The 15,959-nt window shown below is 70.5% G+C and carries 18 protein-coding genes; 7 read left to right on the top strand and 11 right to left on the bottom strand.

Annotated features, from left to right (window positions below):
• Positions 1 to 36: 36 nt before the first annotated feature.
• The 5 genes from ABZX61_RS39310 to ABZX61_RS39290 all read right to left on the bottom strand — a co-directional run bounded on the left by ABZX61_RS39310 (position 37) and on the right by ABZX61_RS39290 (position 4,823).
• Positions 37 to 1,053, bottom strand: a complete 1,017-nt coding sequence (locus ABZX61_RS39310; protein ID WP_355201530.1) for a hypothetical protein — start codon at positions 1,051 to 1,053, stop codon at positions 37 to 39.
• The gene (locus ABZX61_RS39305; protein WP_355201528.1) at positions 1,050 to 1,382 is read right to left on the bottom strand and encodes a helix-turn-helix transcriptional regulator; all 333 of its coding nucleotides are present in this window, start codon (positions 1,380 to 1,382) and stop codon (positions 1,050 to 1,052) included. The genes ABZX61_RS39310 and ABZX61_RS39305 overlap by 4 nt, the downstream gene beginning before the upstream one ends.
• 66 nt (positions 1,383 to 1,448) lie before the next feature.
• On the bottom strand, positions 1,449 to 2,120 hold the full coding sequence (locus ABZX61_RS39300) for a pentapeptide repeat-containing protein (protein ID WP_350724569.1): 672 nt from the start codon (positions 2,118 to 2,120) through the stop codon (positions 1,449 to 1,451).
• 4 nt (positions 2,121 to 2,124) lie between these two features.
• On the bottom strand, positions 2,125 to 3,600 hold the full coding sequence (locus ABZX61_RS39295; RefSeq protein ID WP_355201526.1) for a glycoside hydrolase family 3 N-terminal domain-containing protein: 1,476 nt from the start codon (positions 3,598 to 3,600) through the stop codon (positions 2,125 to 2,127).
• 65 nt (positions 3,601 to 3,665) lie between these two features.
• On the bottom strand, positions 3,666 to 4,823 hold the full coding sequence (locus tag ABZX61_RS39290) for an acetyl-CoA C-acetyltransferase (protein WP_355201988.1): 1,158 nt from the start codon (positions 4,821 to 4,823) through the stop codon (positions 3,666 to 3,668).
• Positions 4,824 to 4,923: 100 nt separating this feature from the next.
• Here ABZX61_RS39290 and ABZX61_RS39285 point away from each other — a divergent pair, with 100 nt between their 5' ends.
• Both ABZX61_RS39285 and ABZX61_RS39280 read left to right on the top strand, forming a co-directional pair.
• Entirely contained in the window at positions 4,924 to 5,589 is a 666-nt protein-coding gene (locus ABZX61_RS39285) for a TetR/AcrR family transcriptional regulator (protein ID WP_350724565.1), read from the top strand.
• Positions 5,586 to 6,266 (top strand): DNA alkylation repair protein, encoded by a 681-nt coding sequence (locus ABZX61_RS39280; RefSeq protein WP_350724563.1) that lies wholly within the window; start codon positions 5,586 to 5,588, stop codon positions 6,264 to 6,266. The genes ABZX61_RS39285 and ABZX61_RS39280 overlap by 4 nt, the downstream gene beginning before the upstream one ends.
• On the opposite strand, the gene ABZX61_RS39275 is transcribed toward ABZX61_RS39280, so the two are convergent.
• A complete protein-coding gene (locus tag ABZX61_RS39275) occupies positions 6,259 to 7,098 on the bottom strand; it encodes a LysR family transcriptional regulator (protein WP_355201985.1) in 840 nt (279 codons plus the stop codon). The genes ABZX61_RS39280 and ABZX61_RS39275 overlap by 8 nt on opposite strands.
• Before the next feature lie 87 nt (positions 7,099 to 7,185).
• Between ABZX61_RS39275 and metE the strand changes: the two genes are divergently transcribed.
• Together metE and ABZX61_RS39265 are read left to right on the top strand one after the other, a co-directional pair.
• Positions 7,186 to 9,336 carry a 5-methyltetrahydropteroyltriglutamate--homocysteine S-methyltransferase gene (metE, locus tag ABZX61_RS39270; protein WP_355201524.1) on the top strand — a complete coding sequence of 717 codons (2,151 nt, stop codon included), beginning with the start codon at positions 7,186 to 7,188 and terminating at the stop codon, positions 9,334 to 9,336.
• A gap of 260 nt (positions 9,337 to 9,596) precedes the next feature.
• On the top strand, positions 9,597 to 10,307 hold the full coding sequence (locus ABZX61_RS39265) for a helix-turn-helix domain-containing protein (RefSeq protein ID WP_355201522.1): 711 nt from the start codon (positions 9,597 to 9,599) through the stop codon (positions 10,305 to 10,307).
• Here ABZX61_RS39265 and ABZX61_RS39260 read toward each other — a convergent pair.
• Both ABZX61_RS39260 and ABZX61_RS39255 read right to left on the bottom strand, forming a co-directional pair.
• A complete protein-coding gene (locus tag ABZX61_RS39260) occupies positions 10,289 to 10,867 on the bottom strand; it encodes a dihydrofolate reductase family protein (RefSeq protein ID WP_355201520.1) in 579 nt (192 codons plus the stop codon). The genes ABZX61_RS39265 and ABZX61_RS39260 overlap by 19 nt on opposite strands.
• A 112-nt stretch (positions 10,868 to 10,979) precedes the next feature.
• A complete protein-coding gene (locus tag ABZX61_RS39255) occupies positions 10,980 to 11,534 on the bottom strand; it encodes a GNAT family protein (RefSeq protein WP_350724556.1) in 555 nt (184 codons plus the stop codon).
• Between the two features lie 258 nt (positions 11,535 to 11,792).
• Here ABZX61_RS39255 and ABZX61_RS39250 point away from each other — a divergent pair, with 258 nt between their 5' ends.
• The 3 genes from ABZX61_RS39250 (at position 11,793) to ABZX61_RS39240 (ending at position 13,479) form a co-directional block, all read left to right on the top strand.
• A complete protein-coding gene (locus tag ABZX61_RS39250; RefSeq protein ID WP_355201518.1) occupies positions 11,793 to 12,503 on the top strand; it encodes an FHA domain-containing protein in 711 nt (236 codons plus the stop codon).
• 15 nt (positions 12,504 to 12,518) lie between these two features.
• A complete protein-coding gene (locus tag ABZX61_RS39245; RefSeq protein WP_355201516.1) occupies positions 12,519 to 12,941 on the top strand; it encodes a hypothetical protein in 423 nt (140 codons plus the stop codon).
• 148 nt (positions 12,942 to 13,089) lie between these two features.
• Positions 13,090 to 13,479 carry a VOC family protein gene (locus ABZX61_RS39240; protein WP_355201514.1) on the top strand — a complete coding sequence of 130 codons (390 nt, stop codon included), beginning with the start codon at positions 13,090 to 13,092 and terminating at the stop codon, positions 13,477 to 13,479.
• A 197-nt stretch (positions 13,480 to 13,676) separates the two neighbouring features.
• On the opposite strand, the gene ABZX61_RS39235 is transcribed toward ABZX61_RS39240, so the two are convergent.
• The 3 genes from ABZX61_RS39235 to ABZX61_RS39225 form a co-directional block, all read right to left on the bottom strand.
• Positions 13,677 to 14,051: a type II toxin-antitoxin system PemK/MazF family toxin gene (locus tag ABZX61_RS39235; protein ID WP_355201512.1), complete on the bottom strand. Its 375-nt coding sequence runs from the start codon at positions 14,049 to 14,051 to the stop codon at positions 13,677 to 13,679.
• A complete protein-coding gene (locus ABZX61_RS39230) occupies positions 14,052 to 14,726 on the bottom strand; it encodes a hypothetical protein (protein WP_355201510.1) in 675 nt (224 codons plus the stop codon).
• Between the two features lie 372 nt (positions 14,727 to 15,098).
• Positions 15,099 to 15,944 carry an aminoglycoside phosphotransferase family protein gene (locus ABZX61_RS39225; protein WP_355201508.1) on the bottom strand — a complete coding sequence of 282 codons (846 nt, stop codon included), beginning with the start codon at positions 15,942 to 15,944 and terminating at the stop codon, positions 15,099 to 15,101.
• Between the last annotated feature and the right edge of the window lie 15 nt (positions 15,945 to 15,959).

The raw sequence follows: 15,959 nt of genomic DNA, 5'->3' as shown, positions 1-15,959 counted from the left end.
CCGGAGAGCGAGGAGCGTTGACGCGCCCGGCCGGGCTCAGACCACGGTGATGCCGCCGGTGGCCGGAGCGCTGCGGCGGCGGCTCAGGGCGGCGCCGGCGGCGAAGGCCAGGGCCGCGCAGCCGAGCTGGGCGAGGACCGTGGAGGTGGGTATCCGCAGCATGTCGCCGAGGTCGCCGAGGGCCGCCGCGGGCAGGAACAGCACCAGCGCCACCCGCCTCCCCAGCGCCGACCGGCACGCGTACCCGGCGGCCAGCGAGACCACGACGAGCCAGGGCACGGGTTTCCAGACCACGACCTCGTGATGGTCGATCACGTTCACCCAGCGCACGATGGCCTTGCCGGCCGTCAGCCCCGCCAGCGCGAGCGGCCCCCACAGCAGGAAGGACCTCCGGGGAATGAGCGCGAGCGCACGGCGCGCCCCGGGCAGGAAGGCGGCGACGACCGCCGCCACCTGCGCCAGCAGGACCAGGCCCGTGTTCGGCTGCGCCAGATGCACCAGGAAGGTCCGCACACCGTCCGGTGACGACAGGACGAACAGGTCCAGCCCGTTCCAGGGGTCCGCCAGGTAACGCGCGAGCGCGACCGCGCCGAGCACGGCGATCCACCGGCGGCCGAGCAGCACCGCCAGCGCGGGCAGGCTCGCGACGACGATCGGCTCGACGAGGTACAGGACCCAGATCGGTTCCCGGAACAGGTCGGCACCGATGCTCGGCGCGGACTGCACGATCTCGACGATCCTCAGCAGCACAACCGCGAGCGCGGTGTTCAGCATCAGCAGCGGCCACAGCGCCACGGCCACGCCCAGGCCCTCGCGCCAGACGGGCCCCGAGACGGGCCCGAACGCCCGCCGGACGTGCACCCGCAGCGCCCCCCACAGCAGGTCGGCCGCGTCGGCGGGATGCGGGCGGAGCTGGCCGGGCCGCGCGCCGGCCAGCAGCACGCCGATCATCTCCTCCTCGTGCCGCGCCCGATGATCGCGCGGGTAGCAGGCCAGGAGGCGGCGGTAACGGGCTTCGAGCGGGCTCATGCCATCGGCTTCGAGTGGGCTCATGCCAGGCCTCCCGCCCCCGTGGCGCGCAGGCGCGCCGCGGCCGCCTGGGCGTGCCTGCGCATCCGCTCGGCCTCTGCCGCCAGCCTGGCCGCGCCGTCGCCGGTCAGCCTGTAGTAGCGGCGCACCCGGCCGTCCACGATCTCCTCCCGGTCCGCCTCGATGAGGCCCTCCGACTGGAGGCGGTCGAAGGCGGCGTACAGGGTGCCGGCGCGCAGGCGGACCTGGCCGTCGGAGATGCGCTCCACGTCGGTGATGACGCCGTACCCGTGCTGCGGCCCGGCCGCCAGCGCGGTCAGGATCAGGAACGTGGGCTCCTGCATGGATTTCATATGATCAATATATATCGACGATCTGACTATCGGCAGCCGAACGGGCGATAACAGGGGCGCCCGAGACTAGAGCACGGTGATGCCGCGGGCGGCCAGGATGGCGTTGGCCTGGGTCTGGTTGATGATCGCGCCCGCGAACGCCCGCAGCTTCGCGTCGTCCGGCTCGCCCAGGTCCGCGCCGCGCAGATCGGCCTTGTTGAACTTGGTCTGGAGCAGGCGCGACCCGATGAACCGGCAGTCGCTGAACGTGGCCTCCGTGAAGTCGCACCCCGACAGGTCGGCGTCGTCGAAGCGGACTCCCTCGATGACCTCCGCGCGCAGGGAGCACCCGCCGAGGTTGGCCAGGGTCAGATTGGAGCGGGCGATCTTGAAGCCGGTGCCGCGCGAGCCCGTCAGCGCGGCGCCGATCATGCGGCACCCCGTGAACGAGACGTCCGTGAGGAGCGCGCCGCCGAACTGCGCCGAGGACAGGTCCACGTCGGTGAACGTCACGTCGATGAGGTCGGCGTCGTTGAAGCGGGTCCGCATCCCGCCCCCGCCCGTGAACGAGGCCCCGTCGAGGTCGGCCTTGCGGAAGTCGGTCTGGTCCAGCACGCACGACTCGAACCTGGCCCCCGCCAGCGGGGCGCCCCACAGGTCGGTCTCCGTCAGGTCGCACTCACGGAAGACATGTGTCTCGTCCGCCGGGAGCCGATCGGCCAGTGCCTTGCGGGAAAGATCCTCGCCGTCGAAGTTCACGGGATCAGAGCCTACCGGTGAGCACCTCCGCCGCGGCCTGCCCGCAGACCCGGGCCGAGCCGTACGTGGCGATGTGCACGGCGCCCAGGTCCGAACGCTCGGGCAGCCCCATCTCCACCACCACGGCGTCGGGCCGGGCGCTGAGCAGGTGCCGCAGCGCCTGCTCCTGCCAGGCGTGCCGGTGCACGTCCCGGACCACGATCACCAGCGGCCGCCCGGTGGCCTCCCCGAGCAGCCGCTCCAGCGCCGAACCCGTCGAGTCCCCCACCACCAGCCGGGTCACCATGGTGCCCGGCAGCAGGCGGGCCAGCGGCTGCCCGACACCCCACGGCGTGTTCCTGTCGATGGCCAGGTTCATCGCGGGGGCCAGCTCCACCACGGACGCGGGCGAGGTCAGCGGCAGCACGGGGGCGGTGGACCGGCGGGTGATCCGGATCGCCCGGCGCGCGGCGGCCAGACCCACGGAGCCGTCGCGGGACGCCTGGCTGCCCGAGGAGGCGGCCCACGAGGCCAGCTCGCGGACCCTTCGAGCGGCGTCGGCCAGCCGTTCCTCGGGCAGCAGTCCCTGGGTCACCGCCGTGGCGATCGCGTCGCGGATGCCGGCGGCGGTGGCCTCGTCGGCCCGCTCGCCGCCGACGCAGATCGCGTCGGCCCCGGCGGCGATGGCACGGGCGGAGGCGCCCCCGATCCCGTATGCCCCCGCCACCGCGGCCATCTCGATGCCGTCAGTGATGATCATTCCTTCGAATCCGAGCTCCTCCCGCAGCAGCCCGGTGAGCACCTTCGGGCTGAGCGTGGCGGGCAGCTCGGCGTCGTACGAGGGCACGAGGAGGTGGCCGGTCATGACGGCCTTGACGCCCTCCTTGATCGCCTCCCGGAAAGGGAGCAGCGCGTCCTCGATCCCGTCGGCCACCACGGGCACGCCGTGATGCGAGTCGACCGAGGTGTCCCCGTGCCCGGGGAAGTGCTTGGCGCACGCGGCCACGCCCGCCGACTGCAGGCCGCGGACGAACGCCCTGGTGTGCCGGGAGACCAGGATCGGGTCCGCGCCGAAGGCCCGCAGGCCGATGACCGGGTTGTCCGGGTTGGAGTTCACGTCGGCCGAGGGGGCGAAGTCGAGCGTGATGCCCGCCGCCGCCAGGTCGCCGCCGAGGTCTCTGGCCAGGGCCTCGGTCAGGGCCACGTCGTCCACGACGCCCAGCGCGTACCCTCCGGGGCGGCTGCTCCCCGTGGCCACCTCCAGTCGCGTGACCTCCCCCGACTCCTCGTCGGTGCCGACGAGCACCGAGGGGTTCTCCGCGCGCAGCGCGGCGGTCAGCCGGGCCACCTGAGCCGGGTCGGCGATGTTGCGCGAGAACAGCGCCACGCCGGCCAGCCCCTGGCCGAGCCGGCGGCGCAGCCAGTCGGGAGGCGTGTGCCCGGTGAAACCGGGAAAGAGGACGGCGTCGGCAAGGCGAAGCAGGTCACCGCTCAAGGGCATGACCCGAAATCTAATAGGAAAGTTTCCTATTTGCTAGAGTCATTTTCTGACGTCAGCACCTTCTTTCAGGAAGGCAGCCGCTCGATGACGGTGACGTTCGCCTGTCCTCCTCCTTCGCACATGGTCTGCAGGCCGTACCGTCCGCCCGTGCGCTCCAGCTCGTGCAGCAGCTTCACCGCCAGCACGGCGCCGGTCGCGCCGAGCGGGTGGCCGAGCGCGATGGCGCCGCCGTTCGGGTTCACCTTGGCGGGGTCCGCGCCGGTCTCCTTGATCCAGGCCAGCACGACCGGCGCGAACGCCTCGTTGATCTCGATCGCGTCGAAGTCGCCGATGGACAGGCCCGTCATGCCGAGGGCATGGGCGGTGGCCGGGATGGGGGCGGAGAGCATCACGATCGGGTCGGCGCCGCGGGCCGACAGGTGGTGCACGCGGGCGCGCGGGGTCAGGCCGTGCTCCCGTACGGCCCTGGGTGAGGCGACGAGCAGGGCCGCCGCGCCGTCGGAGATCTGGGACGCCAGGGCCGCGGTGAGCCGGCCGCCCTCGACCAGGGGCTTGAGCCCGGCCATCCGCTCGATCGTGGTGTCCCGGCGCGGGCACTCGTCCGTGGTCACGCCCTCGTAAGGGGCGATCTCGCGCACGAAGCGCCCGGCGTCGATGGCGTGCAGGGCCCGGCGGTGCGACTCGTACGCGTACCGCTCCATCTCCTCGCGCGACAGGTCCCAGGTGGCGGCCATCTGCTCGGCCCCCGCGAACTGGGAGACCTCCTGCGTGCCGTACCGCCCGACCCAGCCCTTGGACCCCCCGAACGGCGTCTCGTGGCCGAACGCGCGGCCCGCGAGCATCGCGGCCGAGATGGGGATCATGCTCATGTTCTGCACGCCGCCGGCCACCACCAGGTCGCTCGTGCCGGACAGCACGGCCTGGGCAGCGAAGTGCAGCGCCTGCTGGGACGAGCCGCACTGGCGGTCCACCGTGACGCCGGGCACCTCCTCGGGGAGCCCGGCCGCGAGCCAGCACGTGCGGGCGACGTCCCCGGCCTGCGGGCCGATCGTGTCCACGCAGCCGAAGATCACGTCGTCGACGGCCGCCGGGTCGGCGTCCGCCCGCTGCATCAACTCCCTGAGCACGTGCGCGCCGAGGTCGGCGGGGTGGGCCGCGGCCAGGCCGCCGTTCCTGCGCGCGACGGGGGTGCGGACGGCTCCGACGATGTACGCCTCGTTCACCATCATCGCATCGTAGCAAGCGCTTGGTAGAGCACGGAATGCCGCATGAGCTGCACCGGTTAGGTGAACAAGCGATTGTGCGAGGGCTCATAATGGTGTCGTGACCACGCGTAAGAACTCCGGCACCACGACCACCCCGGCCAAACGCCAGCGCGCGAGCTCGGGGTCCGCCTCCGAGCGCCGCGACCACCTCGTCAAGCTCGCCGCTGAGCTCTTCGCACGCAAGGGCTTCCAGGCCACGACAGTACGTGAGATAGCCGACGAGGCAGGCATCCTCTCCGGAAGTCTCTACCACCACTTCGACTCCAAGGAGACGATCGTCGACGAGGTGCTCTCCACCTTCCTCGACGACCTCATCGCCCGCTACCGCGCGGCGATCGACACGAGCGCCGACGCCCGCACGGTGCTGTCGGAGATGGTCCGCATCGGGTTCGGCACGCTGGAGCCGCACCGCGCCGCGATCACCGTCATGCAGAACGACTGGAACTACCTGCGGCAGTTCGAGCGGTTCAACTACCTGGTCAAGGCCGAGGACGAGGTCGAGCAGATCTGGGTGACGCAGATCAAGGCGGGCCAGGCGGCCGGGCTGTTCCGGTCCGACGTCGATCCGAAGCTGACGTACCGCATGATCCGCGACACGATCTGGGTCGCGGTGCGCTGGTTCCGTCCCGGCGGCAGGCTCAACACGGCCGGGCTGGCCGAGCACTACATCACCGTGCTCTTCGACGGCCTCGCCACCGGCGAGCGCACCACGCAAAAGGGATGAGCCTCGGCAAGGCGGTGCGGCTGGCACTGCAGGGGGCGGCGGAGCCCGGCAAGGCCGAGGCGATGCGCACGTACATGAAGTCGACGATGCCGTTCCTCGGCGTCCAGGCGGTGCGCAGGCGGGCGGCGCTGCGGCGGGTGTTCGCCGAGCACCGGCTGGACACCGCGCCGGAGTGGCGGCGGGCCGTGCTGGCGCTGTGGCGCGAGGCCGAATACCGCGAGGAGCGCTACGCCGCCGTCGAGCTGTCCGGCTACCACCTCTACCGCGACTACCAGACCCTCTACACGGTGCCGATGTACGAGGAGATGATCGTCACCGGAGCCTGGTGGGACCTCGTCGACGAGCTGGCCACCCACCGCGTCGGCGGGCTGCTGACCACCTACCCCGACTCCATGCGGCCGCTCATGCTGGAGTGGGCGCACGACCGCGATCTGTGGAAGCGGCGCACCGCGATCCTCAGCCAGAACCGGTTCAAGGAGCGCACCGACACGGCCCTGCTGTACGCGTGCATCGATCCGAGCCTGTCGGACAACGACTTCTTCGCACGCAAGGCGATCGGCTGGGCGTTACGCGAATACGCCAAGACCAACCCCGACGAAGTGCTCCGCTATGTCAACGCCAAGGGCATCACGGGCCTGAGCCGCCGCGAGGCGCTCAAGAACCTCCCCCTCACCTAGTCCACAGGGCGTCCTGGACGGCCTGCACCAGAGCCATCAGCTCCGGCGTCACCCGCTCCTTCGACCAGGCCAGCGCGTACGTGATGCGCAGGTCGCCGACGTCGAGCGGCACGAAGCTCACGTCGTCCCTCCTGATGGTCCTGACCAGGAGCTGCGGGATCGGCAGCAGCCCGGCGCCCGCGGCCACGAGGTCGAGCGCGGCCGCGAAGTCGTCGTCGGCCGCCATGCGCGAACGCCCCGGCAGCCCCGGCCACGGGCGGCTGCCCGGCGTGAGCAGCACCTGCCCGCCCAGCTCGCCGGGGGTCACCTTGGTCCTGGAGGCCAGCCGGTGACCCGCGGGCACGGCCAGGTGGTCGACCGTCACGTGAAACCTGGCCGCCGTCACGAACTGCGCCGGCGCCGGGGTGGCCAGGATCGCGGCCGAGACCTCGCCGTCCGCCAGCGCCCGCACCGCCGCGCCCCGGCCCGCCGCCCGCAGCTCCACGCCGATCGCCGGAGTGCGACCGGCCAGCCGCCTGACGATCCGCGCCGCCAGCGTCCCGACGAGCGGTGGATAAGCGAGGTGAATGGTCGGCCTGGCCAGCCGGGCCGACTCGGCCTCGAAGACGCCGACCGACTCGATCACCCGCTCCGCGTACGGCAGCAGCGCCTTGCCCTCCGCCGTGAGCCGCACGTCGCGGGCCGTCCGCTCGAAGAGCCTGACCCCGGCGGCGCGCTCGAGCCGGGTGATGGCCTGGCTCATGGCGGGCTGGGACATCCCCAGGTCGGCGGCGGCCCTGGAGAAGCTGAGCCGCTCCGCGACCCTGGCGAAGCAGTGCATCTCCTTGAGCATAAGCAGCACCAATCCATGATGCACGAGCTCCCGAGTGCTCGGCAGGATGCCTGCGATCAGCCGAACGAGATCAAGGGAGCCAGAGACATGTCCACATTCCCCAGGACCACGGTGCTCGGATATCCGAGGATCGGGCCGCGGCGGGAGCTGAAGCGGGCGCTGGAGTCGTACTGGGACGGGCGGTCGAGCCGGGCGGAGCTCGAGCGGGTGGGGGCCGAGATCAGGGAGCGGACCTGGCGCAGGCTCGCCGAGCTGGGGCTGGAAGGGCTGCCGTCCAACACGTTCTCGCTGTACGACCAGGTGCTGGACACGGCGGTGCTGCTGGGTGCGGTGCCCGCGCGCTACCGCGAGGCCGACGACCCCTACTTCGCGATGGCCAGGGGCACCGAGGGGCTGGCGCCGCTGCGGATGACGAAGTGGTTCGACACGAACTACCACTACATCGTGCCGGAGATCGGCCCCGACACCGTGTTCAAGCTGGACGCGGCCAAGCCGCTCTCCGAGGTGCGCGAGGCGCGGGCGCTCGGGTACGAGACGCGGCCCGTGGTGGTGGGGCCGGTGACGTTCCTGCTGCTGGGCTCGGCGCTGGACCGGCTGGACGACGTGCTGGCCTGCTACGAGGAGCTGCTGTCCGCCCTGGCCGCCGAGGGGGTCTCGTGGGTCCAGCTCGACGAGCCCGCGCTGGTCGGCGACCGGACCGCCGAAGAGCTGGCCGCCGTGCGTGCCGCCTACTCGCGGCTCGGCTCCCTCACCACCCGGCCCGGGCTCTTCGTGGCCTCCTACTTCGGCGACCTCGGGGAGGCCCTCCCGGTCCTGGCCGAGACGCCGGTGGAGGCCATCGGGATCGACCTCGTCCGCGGCGCCGTGCCCGCGCTCGACCTGACCGGCAAGACCGTGGTGGCGGGCGTGGTGTCCGGGCGCGACGTGTGGCGCACCTCGCCCGGCCGCGCCCTGGCCGCCCTGGGCGCCGTACGCGCCTCGGAGGTGGTGGTCAGCACGTCGTGCTCGCTGCTGCACGTCCCCTACGACGTGGAGGCCGAGCCGGAGCTGGACCCCGCGCTGAAGGGGCGGCTGGCGTTCGCCGAGCAGAAGGTGGCGGAGGTGGTGGCGCTCGCGCGGTCCCCGCTGCGGGACGCGCCGCACACCGCGCCCTCCGTGGCGCTGCCCGCGCCCGTGGTGCAGGAGGAGCGCAGCCCGTACGCGGTGCGGGCGGCGGCGCAGGCCGAGCACCTGCGGCTGCCCGCGCTGCCGATCACCACGATCGGCTCGTTCCCGCAGACCGGCTCGCTGCGCGCCGCCCGGGCCGCGCTCGCTTCGGGCACGCTCTCGCAGGCCGACTACGAGCGGCAGGTCGAGGCCGAGATCGAGCGCGTCATCCGGGTCCAGGAACGCCTCGGGCTCGACGTCCTCGTACACGGGGAGCCGGAGCGCAACGACATGGTGCAGTACTTCGCCGAGCACCTCGACGGGTTCGCCGTCACCACGAACGGCTGGGTCCAGTCGTACGGCTCCCGCTGCACCCGGCCGCCGATCCTGCACGGGGACGTCGGCCGCCCGTCGCCGATCACAGTGCGGTGGGCCAGGTACGCGCAGTCGCTCACGGACAAGCCGGTCAAGGGCATGCTCACCGGCCCCGTCACCATCGTGGCCTGGTCCTTCGTCCGCGACGACCTGCCGCTGCGCGACGTCGTGTTCCAGGTGGCGGACGCCGTCCGGGAGGAGGTCCGCGACCTGGAGGCGGCCGGGGTGTCGGTCATCCAGGTGGACGAACCCGCCCTTCGCGAGCTGCTCCCGCTGCGGCGGGCCGCGCAGGCCGACTACCTGGAGTGGGCGGTGGCCGCGTACCGCCGGGCCACGTCGGGGGCCGGCGACCGCACGCAGATCCACACCCACCTGTGCTACTCGGACGCCGACCAGATCCTGGCCGCCATCGACGGCCTGGACGCCGACGTGACCACCATCGAGTCGGCCCGCTCGGGCGCGCGCATCCTGGCCACGGTCGGGACCTTCGGGAGAGGGCTCGGGCCCGGCGTCTACGACATCCACTCGCCGCGGGTGCCCGCGGCCTCGGAGGTCGAGGACCTGCTGCGCCGGACGCTGGCGGCGCTGCCGGTGGAGCGGGTCTGGGTCAACCCGGACTGCGGGCTGAAGACCCGGACGTACGAGCAGGTGGAGGCGTCCTTGGCGAACGTGGTCACGGCCACCCGCCGGGTCCGTGCGGACCTTCACGCTCTCTAAGGGAGAAGTTTTCCATGTGATGGGGCGGCGGCGTGACGGCATCATCGAGGCAAGGTGTGCGGGTGCCGTCTCGCCGTGGGTATCCGTCCAAACGACAAGGCGGACCTCTACGGCTGGATCGGCCTGCGATCGCGTTCGCTTGGTTAGATCGCGCGGTCGAGGTCGAAGCTCGGTTCAGCGCAGCCCGCACAGCTTGCCGTAGCGCAAAGCCGCGTAGCCGGGCAAGCCACCGAGAACGCGAAGCGACGTATCCTTCGCCCGTGGGACTGCGGTTCAAGACGCGCGAGTCGGACTCGGCGTGGGTCGACATCGTGTGGACATGCACGAGCGAGCAGGTCACTGCAATGACGTCCGTCGCAGGGGTGCGTTGGGGCCTGGTGTTCTGGGAACACGCTGGCCGGGCGTACGCGGGCATCACCGGTCCCGAGACCCGGACCGGCACGGCGCCGGTACCGGAGGGCGCGACCTTTACCGGCATCGAGTTCGCCGTGGGCACCTCATTGCGGGCCGTGCCCACGCCGGCGCTGGTCGACGGGGGCATCGGGCTGCCCGACACCACGCGCCGGACGTTCCGGCTGGACGGCACGCGCTGGGAGACGCCCGGCCCCGACGACGCCGAGGCTCTGGTCGAACGTCTCGTCCGGGCCGGGATCGTGGTCCGTGACCTGCTCGTCACCGACGTGGTGCGGGGTCACCGCCCGGTCGTCTCGGGGCGCACGGTCGAACGTCGGTTCCGCGCCGCGACCGGACTGACGCGGGGCGCGGTCCGGCAGATCGAGCGGGCCCGCACGGCGGCGCAGCTGCTGGCTGCCGGCGACCCGGCCGCCGACGTCGTCGCCAAGCTTGACTACTTCGACGAGCCGCATCTGGCCCGGGCATTGCGCTCCTACGTCGGACGCACCGTTAGGCAGCTGCGCGAGGGCGCCGGCGGCGCGATCGCCCTCGACCTGGATCAGCGCTTGACGTCGTAGACCAGCTTCAGGATCCCGTTCGAGTAGCTTTCCGATTCCCGCAGGGTCAGCATGTGCTTGTCCCGGTCGGCCCGGCCGAACAGGCTCTTCCCGGCACCGAGCAGCACGGGAAAGACAAGCAGGTTGTACTGGTCGATCAGCCCCGCGTCCGACAACCGCCGGGCCAGCTCCGCGCTCCCGTGGATGAAGATCGCACCGCCCTCACCCTCCTTGAGCGCCGCGACGTCCTCGGTCGAGCGCAGGATCGTGGTCGGTCCCCATCCGTCGACGATGGCGTCGTCGGATAGCGTGGTCGACACCACATACTTGGGCAGTTCCTTGTAGTCGGCGTGGTCCCCCGAGCCGGGCCAGACCGCCGCGAACGCCTCGTAACTGCGACGGCCGAACATCAGCGCCGTCGTGTCGGTGAGCTCCTCACCCTTTAGCGACCAGGCTTCGGGGACGAACTCGAGGTCCTTGACCACCCACCCGCCGCTGCGGTGTTCTTCCCCCGGCCCGCCGCCAGGCGAGTCCACGACGCCGTCGAGCGACATGAAACCGGTGTAGACCAAGTTACGCACTGTGCCGTCTCCTCATGCTCGGGCGAGCTGCCGGGTCCACGCTAGATCACGGCCGCGGTGGCCGTCTTGGACGGAAACGACAGCGGGTCCGAAACGCGTATCTGAACACCGCCTAAGAGGCGTGGCGTTCGGTGAACTCCTCGATCGTCATGCCGAACAGGACCTCGTCGTCGTAACGGCCGTTGGCGTAGTGGCACCTGCGCCGGCGGCCCTCCTCGACGAACCCCAGCCGCCGGTGCAGCGCCAGCGACGCCTCGTTGGAGCCGTAGACCCCGGCCTCGGCCTTCTGGAAGCGGCGCTCGAAGAACATGTACCTCAGGAGCAGGACGACGGCCTCACCGGCGTACCCCTTGCGGTGGTGGGGCGTCCCGATGCCGATCCCGTACGCGAAGGTGCCGTGCACCCGGTCGACGCTGTGCGTGTTCATCATGCCGACCGGGGTGTTCCCGTCCCGGGTGGCGATCACCAGCCGCACCTCGTCCAGGCCCTGGGTCCGCTCGGCCAGCTCGGCGGCCCACTTCCTGGCCCGCGCCGCCGACTGCGGCGGGTGGAGGTGCTCTCCGCTCCTGACCGCGTCGGAGTATTCGTCGAAGGAGTGGAACGCCTCCCAGTCCTCGGGCTCGATAGCGCGCAACCGTACGAGCTGACCTACCCATGCCGACGTCATGCCCGGCAGCAAACCACGCCCCCGCACACCGCCGCGAACGGTTTTCCCGCCGGAGAGTGGCTCACCCGGGTCGAGGGACCCTCACCGATGCGCCGCATTTCGGAGCCGTCCTATTGCGGGGATTCGGCGGCTCTTATAAAAACCCGCCGAATCGAGCTTTATTATTTGCTTTGATTGTGCTGTTCGTCATTCGGGGGCCGGCGCCATGGGGAGGTGCGCATGGGTTCTCACCCCCAGCTGCTCGTCGTCAGCAGGGGAATGGCCGGGATCAGGTTCGACATTCCCGGCGGGCACACCGAGATCGGAAGTATGCGGGGTTCGGGGATCCTGCTGGAGGTCGACGGGGTCAGCCGGCGGCACGCGTCGCTCGACCGGAACGGCGACCACGTGGTCATCAACGATCTCGGGTCGCGAAACGGCACCTGGCTCAACGGTCACAAGATCGCCGGTGGTCAAGTGCTCCGTGACGGGGACCAGTTGCGGATGGGGTACGCGGAGCTGCGGTTCGTCCAGCCTGCCGGGGCGGGTCCGTCAGCAGGTTACGAGTTCGGGGACGTACGCGGGCCGGTGAACGCGGGAAGCGGCATCCAGTACGTGGGCGGGCACCACCAGAACGCCGGCCGGGACATTTATGGCGACAATTATGACGTTCAAGTCAACGCCGATTATGAGCCGTTCGACGAAGTCTTCCAGGGAAAAGGGTTCGGGCGCGTGCTCTTGGTCCTCGGCACGATGATCGCGCTCGCCGGGTTCGCTATTTGGTCGTCCCTCATCTTCGGCGCCATGACCTCCAACGATTTCTCGAACCCGATGACACAGGAGTTGCTTCCCGGCATTCCCCAGGCACCGGCGGGTTTCGGTCTTTTCGTGGCCGGTGGGGTGCTCGCGGGGATCGGCTCGTCCATGTCCAAGGCCGCGCGCAAGCGCGCGGAGCAGCGCAGACGGCGACGGCACGGGCCGCGGCCCTAGAGAGAGGTGACGGCAATGGGGGAGACCTTCCGTTTCGGGAACGTCAGCGGGCCGGTGAACGCCGGGAGCGGCACACAGTACGTGGGCGGACATCACCAGACCGCCGGGCGGGACATCCACGGCGTCGCGGGACACCAGCTCGCCGGCCAGGGCCTCCACGCCGACCTGAACGCCATCAGGAGCGCCCTGGACGAGCTGAGGCTGTCCGCGGCCGAACGCCGGAGCGCGGAGCGCGAACTGTCGGCGGTCGAGGACGCGGTGGGCGGAGAGACCCCTGACAGGGAGCAGGCCGGCCGGCACCTCCAGGAGCTCACCTCGGGGCTGGAGCGCGCCGGAGCGCTCGCCGACGCCGGCGCCACGCTGATCGACGCCCTGAGCCGCATCGCCCAGTGGCTCGGCCCGCTGGGCGCCGGAGTGCTCGCCCTCCTCGTCCACTGACGCCCAGGAGCCCGGCCGTACCACCCGACTGGGAGCACGTCCGAACTCCCTGCACAAATCGCCCCTTCACCGAGCCCGCAGCCATATGCGCCGGCCTCTCGGTAGGAACCCGGCCCTGAGAATGACCCCCGTCCAGGAGGATGGGGACATGACGCACTACAGCAGGCTCTACAAGGTTGTGATCGACGTCCCGGAGGACGATCACGACAAGGAGATGACGTTCTGGCAGGAGGCGACCGGTCAGACGCTGACCCGGTTCGAGCGATACCCGGAGTACCACGGCGCTTTCTTACCTGGTGACGTGTTCGCCCTGCTCGTGCAACGACTCGGGACGGGCCCCGCGCGCGTGCATCTCGACATCCACACCGACGACCTGGAGGCGGAGACCGCACGCCTGGAGGCCCTCGGGGCCCGACGGCTGCGGCTGGTCAACGATCACTGGTGCGTCATGGAGGACCCCGCCGGACTGCCCTTCTGCGTCATCCCCCAACCCCCGGGCTCTCTGAACGACCAGAACGCCCAACGCTGGGACGACTGACACCGCCTGACCGGCGACGGACCACGCGCGCCTCGTCTCCGCCGCCTTGGCGATCAGCCGGTGAAATGAGGGCTCATCGCGAACCGTTTTCGCACCCAAGCGACGCAGACCGACCCACGCCTGAGCTCTCTGAGCGCGAAGCGCCCCGGGCGAAAAGCGCGCGCGCCGCCAGGCGCCGTCGTCGACGTGCCGATGTGTCAGTTGAGCAGGCCAAGATACTGAGCGAGCCGGCCTTGAACCTGGGTCAACAGGTCTTCGTCCAGCACGCCGGTGCGGTCTTCGAGGGCGTACTTCGGTAAGGGCTGCACGGCCGGGATCCTGATCCAGCATTTCTTGACGGCTCCACCCTGGCCTTTGGCGAGTTGCACGTCGAACCGCGTCCGGCGCGAAGTAGAGCCAGAGATGGGACAAGCGAGAATGAACGGCCATTCAGGATCGCTGTTGGACTGAGCTCCGGTGACGACCACCACGGGACGTCGCTCGTCGTGGACCACTCGTTCTTCTTCAGGGATGAGACGAAGCGTCTTGTCGGTGACGAGATAAACGCCTCCGACGATGTAGGGCCCCGGCACCTACTCCTCCAAGAGGCGGCGGATCGCCTCCGCCCGATGCTCTGCGAGGTGACGGATCTCTTCCGCGAGATCCTCGATACCACCAGGCTCGTCTTCGGGCAGCGGATTGCGCTCGGCCCACCGGCGGAGCGAAGCCAGTCCGGAGCCCAGGTCGGGCAGAGGTTGCCCTCCAGCAAGGTCAAGTCGCGCGTCGGCCCGACGCTGTCTACTCGCCTCCCTCATGGGAAGCGTCTGGCACGTGAGGTCACACAACTGGCCTGGTGAAAGTCGCCCGTAGTCGGCCAGAACGGCCTGCATGATCATGGCGAACTCGACGCTCACCACCGTCCGAGGAACATCGACCAGGTGAATGGTCCACTCGCGACGACCGGCGAAAGGATCCGCACCCTCATCAAGGGTGATCACGCCCGCCTCACGAAGGTCACGCTCGACCTCGACCAGACGGAAGCTGTGAGGACCGCTGGGGTTCCAACGCCATTCGAGGCCGGAGCCGGCGGGCAATCCCCGCTCGACTGCGCGGAGGTCGGCCAGATAGAGGAGATGGGAGAGCTTGGTGCGGCTCACACGCGTGCCGGTCGCCCGGGCGGTCGCCAGCAGATAGGCGACTGCCGCCGCAGAGCCGCGAAGGGGCACAGGGGCCGACACGATGTTCAGTGTAGGCATCTGGCGCACCATGACCGGCAGCTCCTCACACCGCAATCGTAGCTCTTGGTGTCTGAAATTTTACCCTCCGCTGTCACCTTGGCAAGCCGGTGCTCTTGAATCTCCGCAGGGAGCTCCTGCTCACCCGGCGCCCAGGCGAAGACCGTGCGCGCCGCCAGGCGCGTCCCGGGACGAGCGGAGCGAGGACCGCTCGGGGCTGGCTCCAGCAGGCCAAGCCGGTAATCGGGCAACGGGTGGGCGATGGCGCCGCCAGGCGCGGGGGTTGCGCCGCCAGGCGCCCGAATGAGAACGCCTGAGCCCCGAGCGCGAAGCGCTCCTGGCGAAGACCTTTGGCCCGGGGGGCTCCGGTAGGCCCACCCCGGAATCGGGCAACGCTTGCGTGACCTAGCCGAAGGTCCAGGCCAGGTGGGTCAGGGCGGCTTCGGCGTAGTGGTGGGGGCCCGTGCTCAGGCCGTACGCCAGGTCCTCGATGAGTGCGCATCTCGCGTAGAAGAGGACCCGGGCGCGGTCCGCCTCGTCGAGGGAGAAGGCGTAGTGCGACACCGTCAGCTCGAAGATCTCCGGCCCCAGGTCGCGGTAGATCAGGGCGAAGTCGTGGGCCGGGTCGGTGAGGGCGGCGTCGGTCCAGTCGATGACGCCGGTGATCGTGCTGGTGGCCGCGTCCGCCAGCAGGTGCTCGGTGCCCAGGTCGTTGTGGCAGAAGCGGAGCTCGCCGGTCTCGTCCGGCGGCGGTTCCCGGAGGAAGCGCTCCACCAGGTGGCGCTGTTCTTCCGGGACGTGGGCCTCGACGTCGCGGTAGTCGAGCTCGGCGTCCTGGAGGAGGGTCAGCGCCGGGTAGGTGTCCAGCGGTGCGAGGTCGCGCATCCTGTCAGGAGAGGCACCGTGCAGGGCGCTGAGGAACTCGGCCAGGGGCTGGGCCAGGAGCCGGGGGTCGGCGGCGGGGTGCCGGTTGAGGGGCTCGCCCGGGAGCTTGCTGTACGCGATCGCCCCCGACTCGTCGTCGGCGAAGACCACCTCGGGGACCGGTAGCGGGGACAGCTCCCTGACGGCCGCCAGGCGGGCGACCTCCTGGCGGTTCTCCTCGGGGGTCGTCGCCTTGTTACGCCGTACCAGTAATTCGTTGTTGACCTCGTACACCGTGTTGTCGAGGCCCTGGCCCAGCCGATCGATGGAGCGCACCCGATAGTCGGGGAGATGGCGGGCCAGCAGCGCGCGGATTTCGCCAGTCACACCCCGCAGCCTAAG

It is taken from the genome of Nonomuraea sp. NPDC003709, from assembly GCF_040610775.1.
Lineage (GTDB): Bacteria > Actinomycetota > Actinomycetes > Streptosporangiales > Streptosporangiaceae > Nonomuraea > Nonomuraea angiospora_A.
The sequence above is the reverse complement of the archived record's forward strand: the minus strand, read 5'-3'. Positions and strand labels throughout refer to the sequence as shown.